Below are 16,315 nucleotides of genomic sequence, written 5' to 3'. Positions count from 1 at the left end.
CGGGCTAGGCCGGTGCTCCGAACAGGTCGATCGGCTTGCTGCCCGGCGCCAGGGTGACGATGGCGCGCTTGGTGCTCTTGCGCCTGCCGTATCCGGTCCGGGTGCGCTTGCGCTTGCCTTGCCTATTGGCGGTGTTCACCGATGCGACCTTGACGGCGAAGATCTTTTCGATAGCGATCTTGATCTGGGTCTTGTTCGAATCGGGATGCACCACAAACGTGTAGACGTTGTCGTCGAGCAAGCCGTAGGACTTCTCGGAAATCACCGGGGACAGGATGATGTCGCGGGGGTCGGCGATGGTCGCCATCAGGCCGAGACCTCCTCAGGAGTGTTGGCTCCGGTATTAGCGGCATTAGCGGCATTAGCGGCATTAGTGGCATTAGCGGCTATGTAGGCGTTGAGTGCCGCCACGCTGAACACCACGTCGTCGGCGCGCAGCACGTCGTAGGTGTTGAGCTGGTCGGGCGACAGGACATGCACACCCGGCAGGTTGCGCACGCTCTTGACTCCCGTCTCGTCGTCGCGTCCGATGACCACCAGCACCTGCTTGCGGTCGGTCAGCGCGGCCAAAAATGTCTTGGCGCTCTTGGTGGACGGGGTTTGACCAGCGACCAACTCGGTGACGGCGTGAATGCGCCCGTTTCGTGCCCGGTCCGACAACGCGCCCCGCAACGCGGCGGCGATCATCTTCTTGGGGGTGCGCTGGCTGTAGTCGCGGGGTTTGGGACCGTGCACCACGCCGCCGCCGGTGAACTGCGGGGCCCGCGTCGAACCCTGACGTGCCCGGCCGGTTCCCTTCTGCCGGTAGGGCTTACGGCCGCCGCCGCTGACATCGCCGCGCGTCTTGGTCGAGTGCGTGCCCTGTCTGGCCGCCGCGCGCTGGGCAGTCACCACCTGGTGCATCAGCGCGATGTTCGCCGGGGCGTCGAACAACTCGGCCGGCAGCTCGATGGAGCCCTCGACCTTGCCGTCCGGCGTCTTGACCTCAATTTCCAGGATCTTCTGGGGAGCCATTACTTCTCACCTCGCTTGATCGCGCTGCGGACCATCACGAGTCCGCCGGTGCGGCCCGGAACCGCGCCCTTGATCAACAGGACGCCGTTTTCGACATCGACCTTGTGCACCAACAGGTTCTGCACGGTCACCCGATCATTGCCCATCCGGCCGGCCATCCGGGTGCCCTTGAACACTCGTGCCGGGGTGGCGCAGCCGCCGATGGAACCGGGACGCCGGTGCACCGCCTGGGCACCGTGCGCAGCTCCCTGACCGCGGAAGCCGTGCCGCTTCATGGTGCCGGCGAAGCCTTTACCTTTGGACGTACCGGTCACGTCCACATAGCTGCCGTCGACGAAGATCTCGGCCGTCAGCTCCTGGCCCACCTCGTATTCGGCCACCGCCTCGGGGTCGTCCAGGCGCAGCTCGGCCAGGTGACGTCGCGGATTGACGCCCGCGGCGGTGTACTGGCCGGTCAGCGGTTTGGTGACCTTGCGCGGACTGATTTCGCCGTAGGCCAGCTGTACCGCGCTGTAGCCGTCGCGCTCCGGCGTGCGGATCCGGGTAACGACGTTCGGCCCGGCCTTGACCACGGTCACCGGTACGACTCTGTTGTTTTCGTCGAATACCTGCGTCATGCCCAGCTTGGTACCGAGAATGCCCTTGCGTGCCATTGCTCTGCAGACTCTCCTACTGGATATTGACGTCGACACTGGCCGGAAGATCGATGCGCATGAGGGCGTCGACCGTCTTCGGCGTCGGGTCGAGAATGTCGATCAACCGCTTGTGGGTGCGCATCTCGAAGTGCTCCCGCGAGTCCTTGTACTTATGCGGGGAGCGGATGACGCAATACACGTTCTTCTCGGTCGGCAGTGGCACCGGACCCACGACGCTGGCACCCGTACGGACGACGGTCTCGACGATCTTGCGCGCCGAAGCGTCGATAGCCTCATGGTCGTAGGCCTTCAGCCTGATGCGGATCTTCTGTCCCGCCACGCTTCTCCTACCTCACTCCAAATACTTCAGATCCGGGTCCGGACCTGGTGCCACCAGCCCGCCGATCGGCCCGGGCGATCCCGGTCGATCTAGCGCGCGCCGGATACTGCGCCGCTGTTTACCTGTCGTGGTCCACCGACCCCCGCGGTCGGGCGTGTCACCCGCACGCAGCCTTGTAGGCGGCCGAAATCGGTCGCGCTCCAAGGATGGGGCCGGACGCGCCCGTGTGGGCGCCGGTCGTGTGCCTGGCCAGGGGCAAACCTGGCGCAAGGCAACCTGAACAGTATGCCCCAGATCACCGCGTCGGCCAAATCCCGGGTCATCGACATCGGTGGACCGCCCCGGGCGAGTGCCGGGCAGTCAACCGTCGTCGCCAACAGCGACCCTACCAGGGCTTTTGGCGAGATCCGCACGGACGCTGGCGGCTACGCGTAGGCTCCCATCCCGTGATCGGGCCGGATTCCGGGGAAACTGACGCCGCGCAACCCATGGTCGACTGGATCAACGGCGCCCCGCTGGCCGAGCTGGCCGCCGAATTGATGGCGGCCTTCGACCCCAACGTGTCAGGGAGTGCTCCGGCCCTGGCGTTGTCGGAGTTCAGCGACTGGATGTTTCGGGGCTTCCCGCGGCGCAGCGGCCTCATTGTGCGGGCGCGACCGGTGCTCGAGCCGATGCTGGAAGCCGTTCAGCTGTTGGAACATTCCGAACTGGTATGCGTGCGCTGGATCATCAACAACGAGTTCCGGTGGAGCGCTACCCGCCTGGGCTTGGCTACGCTCGCCGAGGGTAAGGCCGCGGTCAGGCAGCGGATCAAGGACCGCACCGGCCGGTAACCCAGCTCAAAGCCCTTGAGGATGCAAATTCGTCGCTGGACTCATGCCGATTCGACGTTGGTGGCAGCCACCGCTCCGTCCCCGCGGGACTGGACATACAGAAAGCCGTCGACAGCTGCGCGCGCGCATTCCTGATAGTCAAAGTCCGGGAGGGTGCTCAACCGCCCCAGCACCAGGGGACCGATCAGCAGGGCGATCGCGCGGGACCGGTTGATCTCGCCTAGTTCGGCCGCCTCGGGGCTGTCGAAAATCGCGTCGAACGGCGCCGCATACTGCCGCGCGATGCGTTCGCGCAGAGTAGCAAGCGCCGCGCTGTCACCGCCGCGGGTGTGACGCGCCGCCGGTAGTTGTTCAAGATCGGCGCCCAGCGCGACCCAGGCCATCGCGGTCAGCATGCCCGGCGCTTCGGCAATCAGCTCGGCCTGCGCCTGCAGCAAAGCGATGAGTCGGTCCCGCAGCGGACCTTCCGAGGGCGGCATGGGCGCCGGCGGTATCAGGCTGTTGAATGTCGCGGCCAGCAGGTCGTTGCCGCTCGAGAAGTGCCGGTACAGCGTGGCTCTGGCGACGTTGGCGCCACGGGTGACCGCGTCCACGGTCACCGCCCTCGGCCCGCCGGAACGCAGCAGTGCAGCGGCGGCTTCCAGTAACCGTGCCCGGGACCGCTCCGGCCGGGGATCAGCGCTACTGCCGGTGATCTGCACTACCTCCGTTTAGGAACGAGACTATCCGTCTATATGCAAGACCGTTAGTCTCGGCAAGTACTCGCCGCCGGAAGGAGGCGTGCAGCATGGTGAACACCCTCGTCCGGCCCAATGAGCGTACCGACGGGATGCCGTGGGATACCTCTCATCGCGCGCGAATCTGGACCCTGACGGTGGCCTGCACGGGCGTGTCGCTCGTCGTTGCGTCGATGGTCGCGTTGAACACCGCACTGGGCGATCTCGCGGTGGCGACCTCGGCGACTCAGTCGCAGCTGACCTGGGTGGTCGATGGATACACCGTGGCGCTGGCCTGCCTGCTGCTGCCGGCCGGGGCCATCGGCGACCGCTACGGCCGGCGGGGTGCGCTGCTGTTCGGTCTGACCATCTTCTCGGTTGCCTCGGTAGCGCCGGCCATGTTCGACGCGCCCCTGCATATCATCGCGGCCCGCGCGGTCGCCGGCGCCGGCGCTGCCTTCGTCATGCCAGCGACGCTGTCGCTGCTGACCGTCGCCTATCCCAAGGAAGAACGGATGAAGGCCGTCGGGATCTGGGCCGGGGTGGCCGGCTCGGGAGGGGTGCTGGGCATGTTCGGTTCCGGGATCCTGCTCAGCTTCTGGGATTGGAAGTCGATCTTCTGGGCGCTCGGCGCCGCGGGCGCGTTGATCTTCCTACTGACGTGCACCGTGGCGTCGTCACGCGAGCCCGATGCCCCGCGAGTCGACTGGCTGGGCGCGGTCCTGATCGGCGCCGCCGTCGCGGTGTCCGTGTTTGGAATCTTGCAGGCACCCGCGCGGGGGTGGAGCGACGCCGTGGTCGTCGGCGGCCTGGTCGCCGGCGCGGTCCTGGCCGGGGCATTCGGAGCTGCCGAACTCCGGCGGCGGCAACCGCTTCTCGACGTGCGACTGTTCGCCGATCCCGGGTTTGCCACCGGGGTGGGACCGATCGTCATGCTGTTCGGGGCGACCTTCGGCTTCTTCTACCTCGGCATGCAATACGTCCAGCAGATTATGGGCTACTCCGCCCTGATGACGGCGGTCGCCTTCGGCCCGTTCATGGTGCCCCTGGGCATCTTGTCGGCCCTGTCATTCTGGTACGTCCCGAAACTCGGTCTGCGGCTGGTGCTGCTGGTGGGCATGGTGGTGATGTCGGTCGGCTTCCTGTGCATGCGCGGGCTGTCGGTCGACTCGTCGTATTTCGACCTGGCATGGCCCGCCTTGATACTCAGCGCAGGGATCGGATTGTGCACAGCACCAACGACTTCAGCGATCATGGCCGCAGTTCCCGACCACAAGCAAGGCGTGGCATCGGCGGTCAACGACACCACCCGGGAGGTGGGTGGAGCGTTGGGAATCGCAGTGGCGGGCTCGATATTGGCCGGACGCTACGCTCAAGAACTCACGACGAGTTTGTCGTCCCTCCCTTCGTCCGTGCGCAACCCGGCGACCGATTCGCTGGCCAAGGCTACGGAGCTGGCGAACAGGCTTGGGCCCCAAGGAAAGCAGCTTGCCGACGTCAGCAAGGCGGCGTTTATGACGGCCATGCACGCCTCGACACTGGTGATGGCGGTGATCGTGGCCGTCGCAGCGGTGCTCATCGGACTGTGGGCGCCCGGCCGGGATGGCCGGCAACTGGCTCCCATCCGCCGGATGCTCGCACCGGCGACAGCGCGACGTCACCGGGCCTGAAGCTCAAGCGACGAACTCGGCCGCCCGGTGCCCCAGCATCACGATGGTGGCGTGCGGGCCGCGGCTGGTGATTTCCGGCAGAATGGACCCGTCGATCACCCACAAGTTTTCGATACCGCGCACCCGGCACCGAACGTCGACGACGGCCCGCGGGTCGCTGCCGACGCCCATGGGCGCACTGCCACACAAGTGTTGCGACGTCGACCAGGCTGGCTGTCCTAAAAGTATCGCGCCACCGGCTATTTCGCGGGCAAGCTCGACACCCTGGCGCAGGTCCGCGACGTCGTCCGGCTCGCTGTCGTAGCGATGTACGATCCGTGGCGGCACCTCAGGATCCGCCGAGGCCAGCATGATCCGGCCGCGCGCCCGCGGCTGCATGAGCGCGACTCCGATGTGCGGCCAATCCGGTTGGCCGCCAGTGCCATTGCCGGTCATTGCCACGAAACCGCCGGTATACGGCCTGATCTCGAGGTTGTCCGCGGTGCTGAGCACCACCTCGAGCACCGGGCGTCTGGCAGCCACGCTCCATGCAGTGGGAAGCACCCATTCCGGGTGATCGCTGCAATTCATTCCGACCGCCAGCGGCGCCACCACCGGCACGCCGGCCGCACGAAGCATCGCCTCGTCACCGACGCCGGACAGCATGAGCAGATGCGCAGATTCAATTGCGCCGGCGCACAGCACAATTCGTTCCGACGTCAAAGCGATAGGCCCGAGCGGGCCAACCGCGTCGACGCCGACGGCTCTGGTGCCCGCGAAACGCAGTCGCAAGGCGCGGGTTTGCTCCAGCAGTGTCAGATTTGGCCGCCGCAGCGCGGGCAGCAGATACCCGGCGCCGGACCCGGTTCGGACACTGTCCACAATGTTCAGCGGGACCGCGCCCACCCCCGGGACAGTCGACGGCCCAACGTCGTTGAGGTCATCTATCCAGGGGAACCCGGCGTGTTCTGCGGCGGTGATGAAGAGTTGGGTGATGCCGGTCATTTCGCGCGTGCGCCGAATCAGGATGGGGCCGGCGTCACCGTGCGCAGGCGTGCTGAAATCCAGATCTGTCTCGATAGCCCGGAAATGTTCGAGAACGTCCGACCATGCCCAGCCGGGTAGCGCGGCACGATCGAAATCCTGCGGTAAACCACGGCAGAAATAGCCGCCGTTGATGGCACCGCAACCACCGAGCGTTGCTCCGCGCACGATCGCCAGCCGGCGAATCGGCCGATCAGTGAGCTGGGTCTGGTAACGCCGGACCAGCGGGCTGCCGATACCGATCGGCAGACGCAATCCATCGGAGGTTTGTGCCAGCAACTCGGGATCGGCCAGTCCGGGCCCCGCCTCGAGGACGGTGACGACACAGCGGGGATCGCTGGAAAGACGCGCGGCGACAACCGATCCGGCGCTTCCGGCGCCGACGATCAACACGTCGCTGTGCCCGGTGGCAGCAGTCAAGGCGGCCGTTATACCCGAATTTGCGGTTTGAGCGCGCCGATATTGCGCTCGCGCAGCACCCCGTACCACAGGCCCAGGCCATAGGCGAGGTCGTCGACGCGCTTGAGTACCACGTAGGTCAGCACGCCGATGGGTTCACTATCGCCGCCATCGCCATCCCTGGCCTCTTTTCGACGCAGCCAGTCGACCACGCCGTCGACGATCGCAGCGACCAGCACCACCCGCCTGCAGCGCCGAAACAGCAGGGCTGCAATCAAAGTCACCGGCCAGTAGTGCCGGCACATCGCCGATGCCAATTGCAGAGCCGCCGACCACAGCCCGCGCGTAGCGACCACCAGCACGTCCCACAGCGGCGTGTCGGCGCTGCGCATGGTCCGGGCGATGCGACGGCCCGTCGCCACCGCGATAACCAGCGATGCCAGCTGGCAAAGCCCGGTGCCCAGGGACATGAGGATCCAGGCCGTCAATGCCCAGCCGGAAATGACCAGCGGCGCGGTCTTGTCGGGATGGCGCACAGACAACGGCGCTGCCGAACCGCCGTAGAAGGCCTTGCGCGCGATCCAGTCGCGTAGCTGTGTGCGATGGTCGTGCGCGACCAGTGCGATCGGCTCGTAACGCAGCCGCGCGCCGGCTTCGATCAGCCGCCAGCACAGGTCGACGTCCTCGCCCGAGTGCAGGGTCTCGTCGAAACCACCCACGTCGCGCAGGGTTGCGGCGCGGCAGATGATCGCGGCGCTGGGCACGTAGGACACCGGGCTGTGCGGTAACACCGGCGCCTCCCGCAGACCCAGGTCCAGCGACGAGCGCACCGCCTCATAACGGGCCACCAGGTTCTCGCTTTGCGCCATACCGACGATGCGGGGTGCCACCAGGGCGACCGTGGGGTCGCAGAAATGGCCCAGTAGCGCTTCGAGCCACCCTCTGCGAGGCGCCACGTCGGAGTCCAGGAATGCGACGAAGTCGGTGGTGCAGGCGGCCAGACCGGTATTACGTGCCGCGGCAGGGCCCTTGCTTCGGGGGTGATGCAACACCTCGATGTCGCAGTGCGCCCCGGGAAAGTCCTCCAATTCAACCGGGCACGCCGACCCGTCGTCGACGACGATGACGCGCAATCCACGTAGTGAGGCGACCAGCCGGCGCACACCAGATGTGTTGTCGCGCACCGGTATTACCACAGTGACATCTCGATAGGAAGGGCCACTGGCGGGGCGCGGATGTGCCACCGTGGCATCCAGCAGCGTGCGGGCCAGTTGCGCGGTGAGTTCGTCGCGTACCTTTAGCCGGCCGCCGGCCAGCATGTCCTGTGCGGCGGGAGCCAGCCGAAGCAGCCGGGTCGGTGAACCACCGAGCAGAGCCGAGCCGTCGCCGAGCACCCGCACGCGGCGGTCAACCTGCACGGCGAACCCATCCGGCAGTCGGGTCTGGGTCATGCCAGCATCCCGTCGGCTCCGGGTAACCACCGGTCGATGCGCTGCCGGCAATCGTCGACCATCTCCGCGAAGATCCGGCTGCCCGCTGCCGCGGTCGCCGTGGTGGGATCGCCCAGCACCCCGGTTGGGCTGACCGCCGCGACTCCGCCACGGCGCATCGACGGCAACAGTTTCGGCAGGGGTGCGCCGTTGCCGGCGAGCCAGCAGTCAGTCAGCACATCCTCCGGCGAAATGTGCAGCAACACCGATGTTTCGGTGTGCCCGGCATGGGCGTCGCCGCCCGCGGCGCTACACGGACACCATGCGGCGTCGCGCCCCTCGGAGCGCAGCAAGCCGACCGCGCGGCGCAAAGCCCCGATATTGCCGCCGTGACCGTTGACGAACACCAGCCGGCCGGCCCAGCAGGTGGCCGACCTGCCGTACTCCACCAGCAGCATGGTCAGGGCGTCGGTACCGATGGAGACCGTCCCGGCAAAGCTCTGATGCTCACCGCTGGCGCCGTAGGCGATCGCGGGAGCCACGAGCCAATCGGGCTGGGACATGCCCGCGGCAACAGCCCGCGCGACGGCGGTCGCGATCCGGGTATCGGTATCCAGCGGCAGGTGCGGTCCGTGCTGTTCGGTGGACCCCAGTGGGACCACGATCGACGGCGAGATGCTTGGTAGCTGGCTCGACGTCGAGTTCCCCAGTTCGCCGCTTACGGGCACCCGCCGATGGTAGGCCGAATTTACCTGCCGTGCACCGATTGTTACCTCTTCTACTGAATTTTTTTCTGCGCCACCAATATTGACGCAACAGGAAGTTACTTGGACGTTACACGCCCAATTCCCGAGCGAAACCGGCGGGCACGATAATGTCGTCCGGCCGGAGGTCCTGCACGGAGCTGTGCCCCAGGCCCATCAGTGCCGAGTCGATGCCGCCGCGCAGGATATCGAGGACGTTTTCGACACCGGCCTGGCCGTTGGCGGCCAGCCCCCAAAGGTAGGCGCGGCCGATCATCACTGCCCGGGCTCCCAGTGCCACCGCTTTGACGACGTCGCTCCCCCGCCGGATACCGCCGTCCAGCAACACCTCGGTCTGGTCTCCGACCGCTGCCGCCACCGCGGGAAGGGCACGAATCGAGGCGGGCGTGCCGTCGAGGTTGTTGCCGCCATGGTTGGACACCGATATTGCCGAAACCCCGGCATCGACCGCTCTTTTGGCGTCGTCGACCCGCATCACGCCCTTGAGCATGAACGGACCGCCCCACAACTGCCGCAGCCAGGCGATGTCCTCCCAGGTCGGCGGCGGGGTGCCCATCCATTCGCCGTAGGCGGCGAAGAATGTCGGGCCGGGTTCACCGCGGCGGCCCTGATTGGGCACCCGCAAATCCGGTGGGCGCAGCGTCTTGCCGAACTTCCACAACCAGCGTGGCCGCACCATGGCCTCGGGGAACCGCTGCACAACCGACCACAGGCTCATCTCTTCAGGAATCTTGGGGCTACCCCAGTCGCGCCCGTGCGAGAACGACCAGTCGGTGGTGACGATCAGCCCGACCGCTCCGGCTTGGCGCGCACGTTCGACCCGCTCGGCGATGGCGTCGCGGCCGCCGAGCCAATAGACCTGGAAGAAGATCTTGGGATTGGCGGCGATGACCTCCTCGATCGGCTTGCTGGCAAACGAAGACAAGCCCATCGCGGTGCCGCGGGCCGCCGCGGCCCGGGCAACGGCCACCTCGCCGTCGGGATCGACCGCCTGGACACCGGTTGGCGAAATCAGCACCGGCAGCGAAATGTCCTGGCCCATCACGGTCGTGGCCAGGTCGCGCTTTTGCGTCGCGCCGATGACGTGCGGCGCCAGACCGAGTTCGCTGAATGCCGCGACATTGTCGCCGACCGTGACGCCCTGTTCGCTTGCCGCAATCAGCGACGAGTACACCGACTTGGGCAAGCGCCGCTTCGCGCGTTGCTGGGCGATCGCCACCGTTTCGAACCAGGCGTCCGGCATGACTAGAGCGGGCTTTCGTTGCAGAGCCGGGCCGGCGGTCTGACGTTTAGTGTCAGGGGCACGGGTCGACTCGCCTTTCGCGAATGGTCGACGCGCGGGCGCGGCGCCTCGCGTTGGCGGGCCAGGGCCGGCGCAGCGTGCCCTTGCACGCATTCGGGATCCGGGCCGTCCAGTGGCAGGCCGGTGAAAAACTTGGCCGCCATGCAGCCGCCCCGGCAGCTGTCGTAATGCCCGCAACTGCCGCATGCACCCGCGGATTGCGGCTCCCGCAATTCACGGAATAACGGAGCGTTCTTCCAAACGTTCTCGAACCCGGTGCCAAAGTCGGAGTCGGACAACACGTTTCCGGCCAGAAAGCGGTCATGGATGGCAAACGGGCAGGCATACACGTCGCCCACCGGATCGATCAGGCAGACCACCCGACCGGCGCCGCACATGTTGAGCCCGGCCAGCGCACCGGATTCGCCGAGGGGTGACAGGTGGAAGAAGGAGTCGCCGGTGAGCACCCGCTCGCCGTTGAGCACCAGCCAGTCGTAGAGCTGAACCTGCTGAGCCGCCGTGGGGTGCAGGTCTTCCCAGACATCGGCGCCCCGCCCCGACGGGCGCAGCCGCGTGATCCGCAGGGTGGCGTCGTAACGGCTTGCCAGCGCGGCGAATTCGTCGAGCTGACCGACATTGTGCCGGGTGACCACCACCGAGATCTTGGCGGCTCCGGCCTTGCCGAAGCCCGCCTCGGCCAGGTTTTCCAGAGCACGTACCGCCATCGCATACGAGCCCGGGCCGCGGACCGTGTCATTGACCTCGGCGGTCGCGCCATCGAGCGAGATCTGGACGTCCACGTAGTCGCTGGCCGCCAACCGCGCCGCCACCTCGGGGGTGATGCGAACCCCGTTGGTGGAGAACTTCACGCCGACCCGGTGGGCGGTGGCGTAATCCACCAACTCCCAAAAGTCGGGACGCACCGTGGGTTCACCGCCACCGATGTTCACGTAGAACACCTGCATGCGTTCGAGTTCGTCGATGATGTCCTTGCACTGACGGGTGGACAACTCGCGCGGATCGCGTCTGCCGGAAGACGAAAGACAGTGCACACACGCCAGGTTGCAGGCGTAGGTCAACTCCCAGGTCAGACAGATCGGCGCGTCCAGTCCGTGTTCGAACTGCTCAATGAGCCGCGGTACCGTCACCCGTCCTCCCGGGGGATCAACATCGTCGAAGCTGCCAGCACACCCAGGGCATGCAGATAGGGAGCCTGTCCGGAATCCGCCACACCCGCGCCGCGGCACGCGGAGCGCACGTCGGGATAGTCGGCCAGCGACTGCACCACCGTCAGGATGGTGCGATTCTTCAGAAACGACAGCTTGCGGGTGCCGAAGTGGTACAACAGCGCCCCGAAGGGCTCGGGCCGAACCGCCACCTGCGGGTGTAGCCGCCAGCCGCGGTCGGGGTCGAACTCGCTCGCCGACGATTCGGACCGTGCCGGAGAAACCACCCGCTGGCGGGGGACGGCCGGGCAATCGGGCACGGGTCAGTAGACCCCGCACATACCGTCGATGGAAACCTCTTCGACCAGGGTCTCGGTGACGAGCTCGACGTCGGTGTCAGTCTCGTGGTCCACGTGGATGCCTTTCGTCCTGGGCCTCGACAATGTGAGGTGGTACTGGTCACACTGATCGCCAGAATATGGCATCGAGTGCCGAAATGGAAGGGCGGGTCTGATGCTGCACGAGTCGCGGGTGGGCCGGCGCCGCTCGACGACCAAGCACCACATCACCGACGTCGCCATGGACTTGTTCACCGACCGCGGCTTCGCCGAGGTCAGCGTCGACGACGTCGCGCGAGCGGCCGGCATCGCACGGCGCAGCCTCTTTCGCTACTACGCCTCCAAGAACGCCATTCCGTGGGGCGACTTCGATGCGCACCTTGGCCAGTTGCAGCACCTGCTCGACAACATCGAGCCACAGGTCCGGCTGGGCACGGCCTTGCGCGCGGCGCTGCTGGCGTTCAACACCTTCGACGAGTCCGAGACCGTCCGGCACCGTCAGCGCATGCGCATCATCCTGGAAACCGCTGAACTGCAAGCGTATTCCATGACCATGTATGCCGGCTGGCGGGCGGTGATCGCCGGGTTCGCGGCCCGCCGGCTCGGCAGCGAGTCCACCGACCTGGTGCCACAGACCATTGCCTGGACCATGCTGGGGGTCGCGTTGAGCGCTTACGAACATTGGCTGGGTGACGAATCTGTCTCGCTGCCCGAAGCACTCGGGAATGCCTTCGACGCCGTCGGCGCCGGGTTGGACCGGCTCGGATGAGCGGCCCGGTCGATAGCGGGCACCTGCTGCACACCCTGCGATCGCAGGGGCGGTTCTGCGCCCGGTCCGGGTCGCCGATGTACGGCGAGCTGTTCGATCTGGTAGCCGCCGACGTCGAGGCGGGCGGGGTCTTCGTGCCCATCCTGTCGGGCCACGAGGACGATCCGTCACGCCACGCGGTACCCCTGCGGCTGCTGGGCGGCCTGCACCGGTTGGTGCTCGACGGCCGGGCGCCGACGTTGCGCCGCTGGTATCCGAGCACCGGCGGCAGCTGGGACGCCGCGGCCGCCTGGCCCGACATCATGGATGTGGCGGCCGATCACGCCGATGCGTTGCGAGCGGCCCTGGACCAACCACCACAGACCAACGAGGTCGGCCGATCCGCCGCGTTAATCGGCGGCTTGCTACACATCAACCACGAATTTGGTTTGCCGGTAAGGCTTTTCGAGATCGGCGCCAGCGCCGGACTGAACCTGCGGGCCGACCGCTACCGCTACCGCTATGGCAGCGGCCACTGGGGACCGGCCGGGACACCGGTGACGATCGACGACGCGTGGCACGGCCGATTGCCGCCAGCGGGCGGGGTGCGCATCATCGAGCGCCACGGGTACGACATCGCACCCATCGATGTGACCGGCGCCGACGGCGAATTGACCGTGTTGAGCTACGTGTGGCCCGACCAGCATGCCCGGATGAACCGGCTGCGCGGTGCGATCTCGGTGGCCCGCACAGTCCCGGCGCAACTGCACCGCCAGACCGCGGCCGAGGCGGTGGCCGGTCTGACGCTGGCCGAGGGGACATTGACCGTGCTGTGGCATTCGATCACCTGGCAGTACCTGTCGGCCGACGAACGCGCCACAATCCGCGCCGCGGTCGAGCACCTGGGCGCACAGGCCGGCCCGCGCGCCCCGTTGGCGCACCTGACGCTCGAACCGGCCCGCGACGGCCCCGGTAGTCCGCTCAAGTTCTTGGTGCGTGCTGCCGGTTGGCCGGGCGGCAAGGCATGGGTTCTGGGCGAATGTCATCCGCACGGGCCGCCGGTGACCTGGCAGTAGTTCTGGCAGTAGGTATTGTCGCGCCTACATCTCGGTTACATCTCGGGCGTGTCCGCTGATCGGCGGACATTACCCGAGAGCTATTCGGCGGATCGGCCTTCATCCCGATATATGGCTATTCGGCTGACGCCATACGGGCCGGCTGTCACGCAGGATGGTCGATGAGCACCGACAAACGGGGCTGCCGACACCGATAGGAGGGGCCGATGGCCCACGACCAGCTATTCAGCAGCACGACCGAAGGCGAGACCTCGGGCGAAATCGAGGTCGCCTCATTCGTTTGCTTCGCCATCGACTGACACGCCGGATTTAGCGGCCGGACTGCCAGCATAATTCTTCAGGCATTCCGTAGGCGCAGCGAATCTCAGATCGCTCACGACGCCAGGGGTTGCGCAGATCGGACGTCATCACGCTTGCCTTCGGCGATCGGCTGCCGTCGGCATCCCGGCTATTCGGCGATACACGGGCGGCGATGTAGGATGAGGCCTTCGGTAGCAAGCGACAAGGTAGCTGCCAATGCCGATAGGAGAAGCCAGTGGCCCACGACCAGCTATTCAGCAGCGCAATTGACGGCGAGACCTCGGGCGAAACCGAAATCTTCTCAGCCACCTGCTTCACCCTGGACTAATACCCCCGATTTACCTCAGAGGCGATGACTCGCACCACATTCGGCGAGTCGTCGCCTCTGTGCGTCTTATCAATTGTCCGTAAGATGCTGCCATGCCGAATTCCTGCTCATCGGGCACCGCGGTGAATTTCGGCCCGAATTGGTCCTTTTGGCCCGATCGGTTCCTCGGCTCGGCCGACCCCGCGATGATCGGCCACCGGGCGGGCACGCACCGCACCATCAGCCCCGAGGAGACATGGCTGGCCGTTCAGCCACTCCTTTCCGCCGCCGGTATCACTCGCGTCGCCGATATCACCTGGCTGGATAGTCTCGGTATTCCCACCGTGCAGGCGGTGCGCCCGGCATCGCGGACGGTGTCGGTGAGCCAGGGAAAAGCAACCAGCTACCGCGCGGCCCAGGTTTCGGCCGTGATGGAGTCGCTGGAGTATTGGCATGCTGAGATCGCCACCGCCGACTTGAGGTTTGCCTCCACCGACGATCTCGACTCGGAGCTGACCTACGATCCCGGTTCACTGTCGCTTCCGCCCGGGAGCTTTTATCACCGCGGCGCCAGGCTCGATTGGATGCAAGCGACCACGCTACTGACGGGCCGGCACACGTGGGTGCCATGGTCCGTTGTGGCGGTGGATGTTTCGGTCAACGATCGGTGGGGGCCGCCGATGTTCACCATGCACACTCAAGGCTTGGCCTCCGGCAACAGCTATTACGAGGCCGCCTTGCACGGGCTGTACGAAATCATGGAAAGACATGCCATGGGTACGGCTGTGGCCGGTTCGACGATGTGGGAAGTGCAGCCGCAGGATCTCGATGGCGCCGACTGCGCCGAGCTGGCCGACCGGGTTCGTCGAGCCGGCAGTGAGCTGCGCATTGCCCGCCTCGACGTGTGGCAGGGCTATTACTGCTTTGCGGCCGAACTGATTTCACCGACGTCGAGCGTGCAGTTCGCCGGCAGCGGATTGCATCATGACCCCAACGTGGCCTTGTCGCGGGCCATCACCGAAGCCGCTCAATCCCGGCTCACCGCAATCAGCGGCGCGCGCGAGGACATCCCCGCAAGGATCTATGTGCGTCTCGCCCAAGCGCCGGCTGCCGGCGCTACCCGATCGCCGGCCCATATTCCGGTGGCGACGCCGACGTCGTGGCGGGTACCGGACAACGATTCGCTGCCAGCCCTGGTAGCCGCAGCCGCGACGGCGGTTGCTCGGCGAACCGGGATAGAACCGGTGGCGGTGGTGTGCGACTCCCCCGCCGCCTGCGTGCCCGTCGTGAAAGTCGTTGCGCCCGGCCTGTCGTTGTCATCAATCGCGTCACCGATGCGAACCTCGTTGCAAGGGGTTGACTGAGCGTGGCCGAGCCCGAGCTAGTCGGCCAGGCCGAATATCTCCCGACGCGATCATGAATGCGACAACGGTAGTTCTGTGTGGTAGCAACTACGGCGCCTTCTACATCCCGGCCCTGCTGAAACTGACCGACTCGTTCGAGCTGATCGGCATACACGCGGCCGGCAGCGAGCGTTCCGCGCGACTGGCGGCACGGCAAAATGTTCCGCTGTGGACGAGCGTCGCAGAAGTTCCCGACCAGGTGGGAGCCGCTATTGTCGCGCTTCCGCCACCAACAGCGGCATTGGTGACCGCACAGCTCCTGCGTCGCGGTGTGCACGTCCTGATGGAGCACCCGGTACGCGCCGACCTACTCCGGGAACTACGTCAAGAAGCCCTGTCGGCGAAGGTAATTCATGCCGTCAACTGCCACTTCGCGGAACTGGGCCCAGCGCGCGCATTCGTCGGCGAATGCCGTCGGCGCCGGGCTTCGAGCCCGCCGACGTACGCTTCCGTCGTTACCGCGCCCCGATCGGCGTATGCCACATTCGATCTGCTGGGACGAGCGTTGGGCTCCCTGGCCGGGGCGGCGATGGAGCGCGAAGTGGCGCCGAGCGCTATACCGGAGCACCCGTTCACGAGCTTTCGCGGGGTGATCGACGTCGTTCCGGTACGCGTGCAATGCAGCCATGACGTCGGCGCCGTCGACGACGGGAGCGACAGCCCCGTACCGCAGCGCATCGAAATCGGATTCTCGGACGGCAGCCTTCTGCTGCACTCATACGCCGGCCCGGTCATCTGGCTAGACCGAAGTTACGGCGTGTTTGAGCGCTAATTGTGTGTCTGGTCTGCGGCTATGGTGTTGCAGCGGTCTCGAAACGTAGCCAAAATATATGGTGTGTCGGGTCTGGAATTCTTGCGAATAACGCTATGA

20 protein-coding genes are annotated in these 16,315 nt (G+C 66.3%); 7 read left to right on the top strand and 13 right to left on the bottom strand.

The features are described from left to right. Positions 1–4: 4 nt before the first annotated feature. From rplW to rpsJ, 4 genes are read right to left on the bottom strand one after another with little or no spacing between them, the layout of a single operon-like run. Entirely contained in the window at positions 5–307 is a 303-nt protein-coding gene (gene rplW, locus EET13_RS04935; RefSeq protein ID WP_122441240.1) for a 50S ribosomal protein L23, read from the bottom strand. Beyond that, complete coding sequence (gene rplD, locus EET13_RS04930) at positions 307–1,014, bottom strand: 50S ribosomal protein L4 (RefSeq protein ID WP_122441239.1); 708 nt, start codon at positions 1,012–1,014, stop codon at positions 307–309. The genes rplW and rplD overlap by 1 nt, the downstream gene beginning before the upstream one ends. Then, positions 1,014–1,667, bottom strand: coding sequence for a 50S ribosomal protein L3 (gene rplC / locus EET13_RS04925; RefSeq protein WP_122441238.1), 654 nt, complete (start codon positions 1,665–1,667; stop codon positions 1,014–1,016). Before rplC ends, rplD begins: the two co-directional genes overlap by 1 nt. A gap of 16 nt (positions 1,668–1,683) precedes the next feature. Further along, entirely contained in the window at positions 1,684–1,989 is a 306-nt protein-coding gene (gene rpsJ / locus EET13_RS04920; RefSeq protein WP_003873519.1) for a 30S ribosomal protein S10, read from the bottom strand. A 285-nt stretch (positions 1,990–2,274) separates the two neighbouring features. Between rpsJ and EET13_RS30190 the strand changes: the two genes are divergently transcribed. After that, complete coding sequence (locus tag EET13_RS30190; RefSeq protein ID WP_168991057.1) at positions 2,275–2,424, top strand: hypothetical protein; 150 nt, start codon at positions 2,275–2,277, stop codon at positions 2,422–2,424. A gap of 11 nt (positions 2,425–2,435) precedes the next feature. Continuing rightward, entirely contained in the window at positions 2,436–2,822 is a 387-nt protein-coding gene (locus EET13_RS04915; protein WP_136623109.1) for a hypothetical protein, read from the top strand. A 41-nt stretch (positions 2,823–2,863) separates the two neighbouring features. On the opposite strand, the gene EET13_RS04910 is transcribed toward EET13_RS04915, so the two are convergent. Continuing rightward, the gene (locus EET13_RS04910; protein WP_280177661.1) at positions 2,864–3,466 is read right to left on the bottom strand and encodes a TetR/AcrR family transcriptional regulator; all 603 of its coding nucleotides are present in this window, start codon (positions 3,464–3,466) and stop codon (positions 2,864–2,866) included. A gap of 143 nt (positions 3,467–3,609) precedes the next feature. Here EET13_RS04910 and EET13_RS04905 point away from each other — a divergent pair, with 143 nt between their 5' ends. Continuing rightward, a complete protein-coding gene (locus EET13_RS04905; protein ID WP_122441236.1) occupies positions 3,610–5,208 on the top strand; it encodes an MFS transporter in 1,599 nt (532 codons plus the stop codon). A 3-nt stretch (positions 5,209–5,211) separates the two neighbouring features. Here EET13_RS04905 and mftG read toward each other — a convergent pair whose 3' ends face one another. From mftG to mftA, 7 genes are all read right to left on the bottom strand, one after another. Then, positions 5,212–6,651 (bottom strand): mycofactocin dehydrogenase MftG, encoded by a 1,440-nt coding sequence (gene mftG, locus EET13_RS04900; RefSeq protein WP_122441235.1) that lies wholly within the window; start codon positions 6,649–6,651, stop codon positions 5,212–5,214. 8 nt (positions 6,652–6,659) lie between these two features. Next, entirely contained in the window at positions 6,660–8,081 is a 1,422-nt protein-coding gene (gene mftF, locus EET13_RS04895) for a mycofactocin biosynthesis glycosyltransferase MftF (RefSeq protein WP_122441234.1), read from the bottom strand. Further along, the gene (gene mftE, locus EET13_RS04890; protein WP_122441233.1) at positions 8,078–8,827 is read right to left on the bottom strand and encodes a mycofactocin biosynthesis peptidyl-dipeptidase MftE; all 750 of its coding nucleotides are present in this window, start codon (positions 8,825–8,827) and stop codon (positions 8,078–8,080) included. The genes mftF and mftE overlap by 4 nt, the downstream gene beginning before the upstream one ends. 67 nt (positions 8,828–8,894) lie before the next feature. Continuing rightward, positions 8,895–10,067 (bottom strand): pre-mycofactocin synthase MftD, encoded by a 1,173-nt coding sequence (gene mftD / locus EET13_RS04885; protein ID WP_122441232.1) that lies wholly within the window; start codon positions 10,065–10,067, stop codon positions 8,895–8,897. A 2-nt stretch (positions 10,068–10,069) separates the two neighbouring features. Next, complete coding sequence (gene mftC, locus EET13_RS04880; protein WP_122441231.1) at positions 10,070–11,254, bottom strand: mycofactocin radical SAM maturase; 1,185 nt, start codon at positions 11,252–11,254, stop codon at positions 10,070–10,072. Next, positions 11,251–11,559, bottom strand: coding sequence for a mycofactocin biosynthesis chaperone MftB (mftB, locus tag EET13_RS04875; RefSeq protein WP_122441348.1), 309 nt, complete (start codon positions 11,557–11,559; stop codon positions 11,251–11,253). Before mftB ends, mftC begins: the two co-directional genes overlap by 4 nt. Before the next feature lie 36 nt (positions 11,560–11,595). Then, positions 11,596–11,685, bottom strand: coding sequence for a mycofactocin precursor MftA (gene mftA / locus EET13_RS04870; RefSeq protein WP_036395329.1), 90 nt, complete (start codon positions 11,683–11,685; stop codon positions 11,596–11,598). A 100-nt stretch (positions 11,686–11,785) separates the two neighbouring features. Between mftA and mftR the strand changes: the two genes are divergently transcribed. Beyond that, entirely contained in the window at positions 11,786–12,379 is a 594-nt protein-coding gene (gene mftR, locus EET13_RS04865) for a mycofactocin system transcriptional regulator (protein ID WP_122441230.1), read from the top strand. Beyond that, positions 12,376–13,434, top strand: coding sequence for a DUF2332 domain-containing protein (locus EET13_RS04860; protein WP_122441229.1), 1,059 nt, complete (start codon positions 12,376–12,378; stop codon positions 13,432–13,434). The genes mftR and EET13_RS04860 overlap by 4 nt, the downstream gene beginning before the upstream one ends. Before the next feature lie 309 nt (positions 13,435–13,743). Here the strand turns inward: EET13_RS04860 and EET13_RS29830 are convergent, their stop codons facing one another. After that, positions 13,744–14,043 (bottom strand): hypothetical protein, encoded by a 300-nt coding sequence (locus EET13_RS29830; RefSeq protein ID WP_136623108.1) that lies wholly within the window; start codon positions 14,041–14,043, stop codon positions 13,744–13,746. Positions 14,044–14,154: 111 nt separating this feature from the next. Between EET13_RS29830 and EET13_RS04855 the strand changes: the two genes are divergently transcribed. Beyond that, on the top strand, positions 14,155–15,405 hold the full coding sequence (locus EET13_RS04855) for a YcaO-like family protein (RefSeq protein WP_122441228.1): 1,251 nt from the start codon (positions 14,155–14,157) through the stop codon (positions 15,403–15,405). Between the two features lie 52 nt (positions 15,406–15,457). After that, on the top strand, positions 15,458–16,216 hold the full coding sequence (locus EET13_RS04850; protein WP_122441227.1) for a Gfo/Idh/MocA family oxidoreductase: 759 nt from the start codon (positions 15,458–15,460) through the stop codon (positions 16,214–16,216). Positions 16,217–16,315 lie beyond the last annotated feature (99 nt).

The sequence above is a fragment of the Mycobacterium attenuatum genome, assembly GCF_900566085.1.
Taxonomy (GTDB): Bacteria; Actinomycetota; Actinomycetes; order Mycobacteriales; family Mycobacteriaceae; genus Mycobacterium; species Mycobacterium attenuatum.
This window is presented reverse-complemented; position numbering and strand designations above follow the sequence as displayed.

Coding starts and splice junctions, on each gene's coding strand:
- rplC (WP_122441238.1), bottom strand. CDS start 1,667: ATGGCACGCAAGGGCATTCTCGGTACCAAGCTGGGCATGACGCAGGTA.
- mftF (WP_122441234.1), bottom strand. CDS start 8,081: ATGACCCAGACCCGACTGCCGGATGGGTTCGCCGTGCAGGTTGACCGC.
- EET13_RS04860 (WP_122441229.1), top strand. CDS start 12,376: ATGAGCGGCCCGGTCGATAGCGGGCACCTGCTGCACACCCTGCGATCG.
- EET13_RS30190 (WP_168991057.1), top strand. CDS start 2,275: ATGCCCCAGATCACCGCGTCGGCCAAATCCCGGGTCATCGACATCGGT.
- EET13_RS04850 (WP_122441227.1), top strand. CDS start 15,458: ATGAATGCGACAACGGTAGTTCTGTGTGGTAGCAACTACGGCGCCTTC.
- EET13_RS04855 (WP_122441228.1), top strand. CDS start 14,155: ATGCCGAATTCCTGCTCATCGGGCACCGCGGTGAATTTCGGCCCGAAT.
- mftD (WP_122441232.1), bottom strand. CDS start 10,067: ATGCCGGACGCCTGGTTCGAAACGGTGGCGATCGCCCAGCAACGCGCG.
- rplW (WP_122441240.1), bottom strand. CDS start 307: ATGGCGACCATCGCCGACCCCCGCGACATCATCCTGTCCCCGGTGATT.
- rplD (WP_122441239.1), bottom strand. CDS start 1,014: ATGGCTCCCCAGAAGATCCTGGAAATTGAGGTCAAGACGCCGGACGGC.
- mftR (WP_122441230.1), top strand. CDS start 11,786: ATGCTGCACGAGTCGCGGGTGGGCCGGCGCCGCTCGACGACCAAGCAC.
- EET13_RS04905 (WP_122441236.1), top strand. CDS start 3,610: ATGGTGAACACCCTCGTCCGGCCCAATGAGCGTACCGACGGGATGCCG.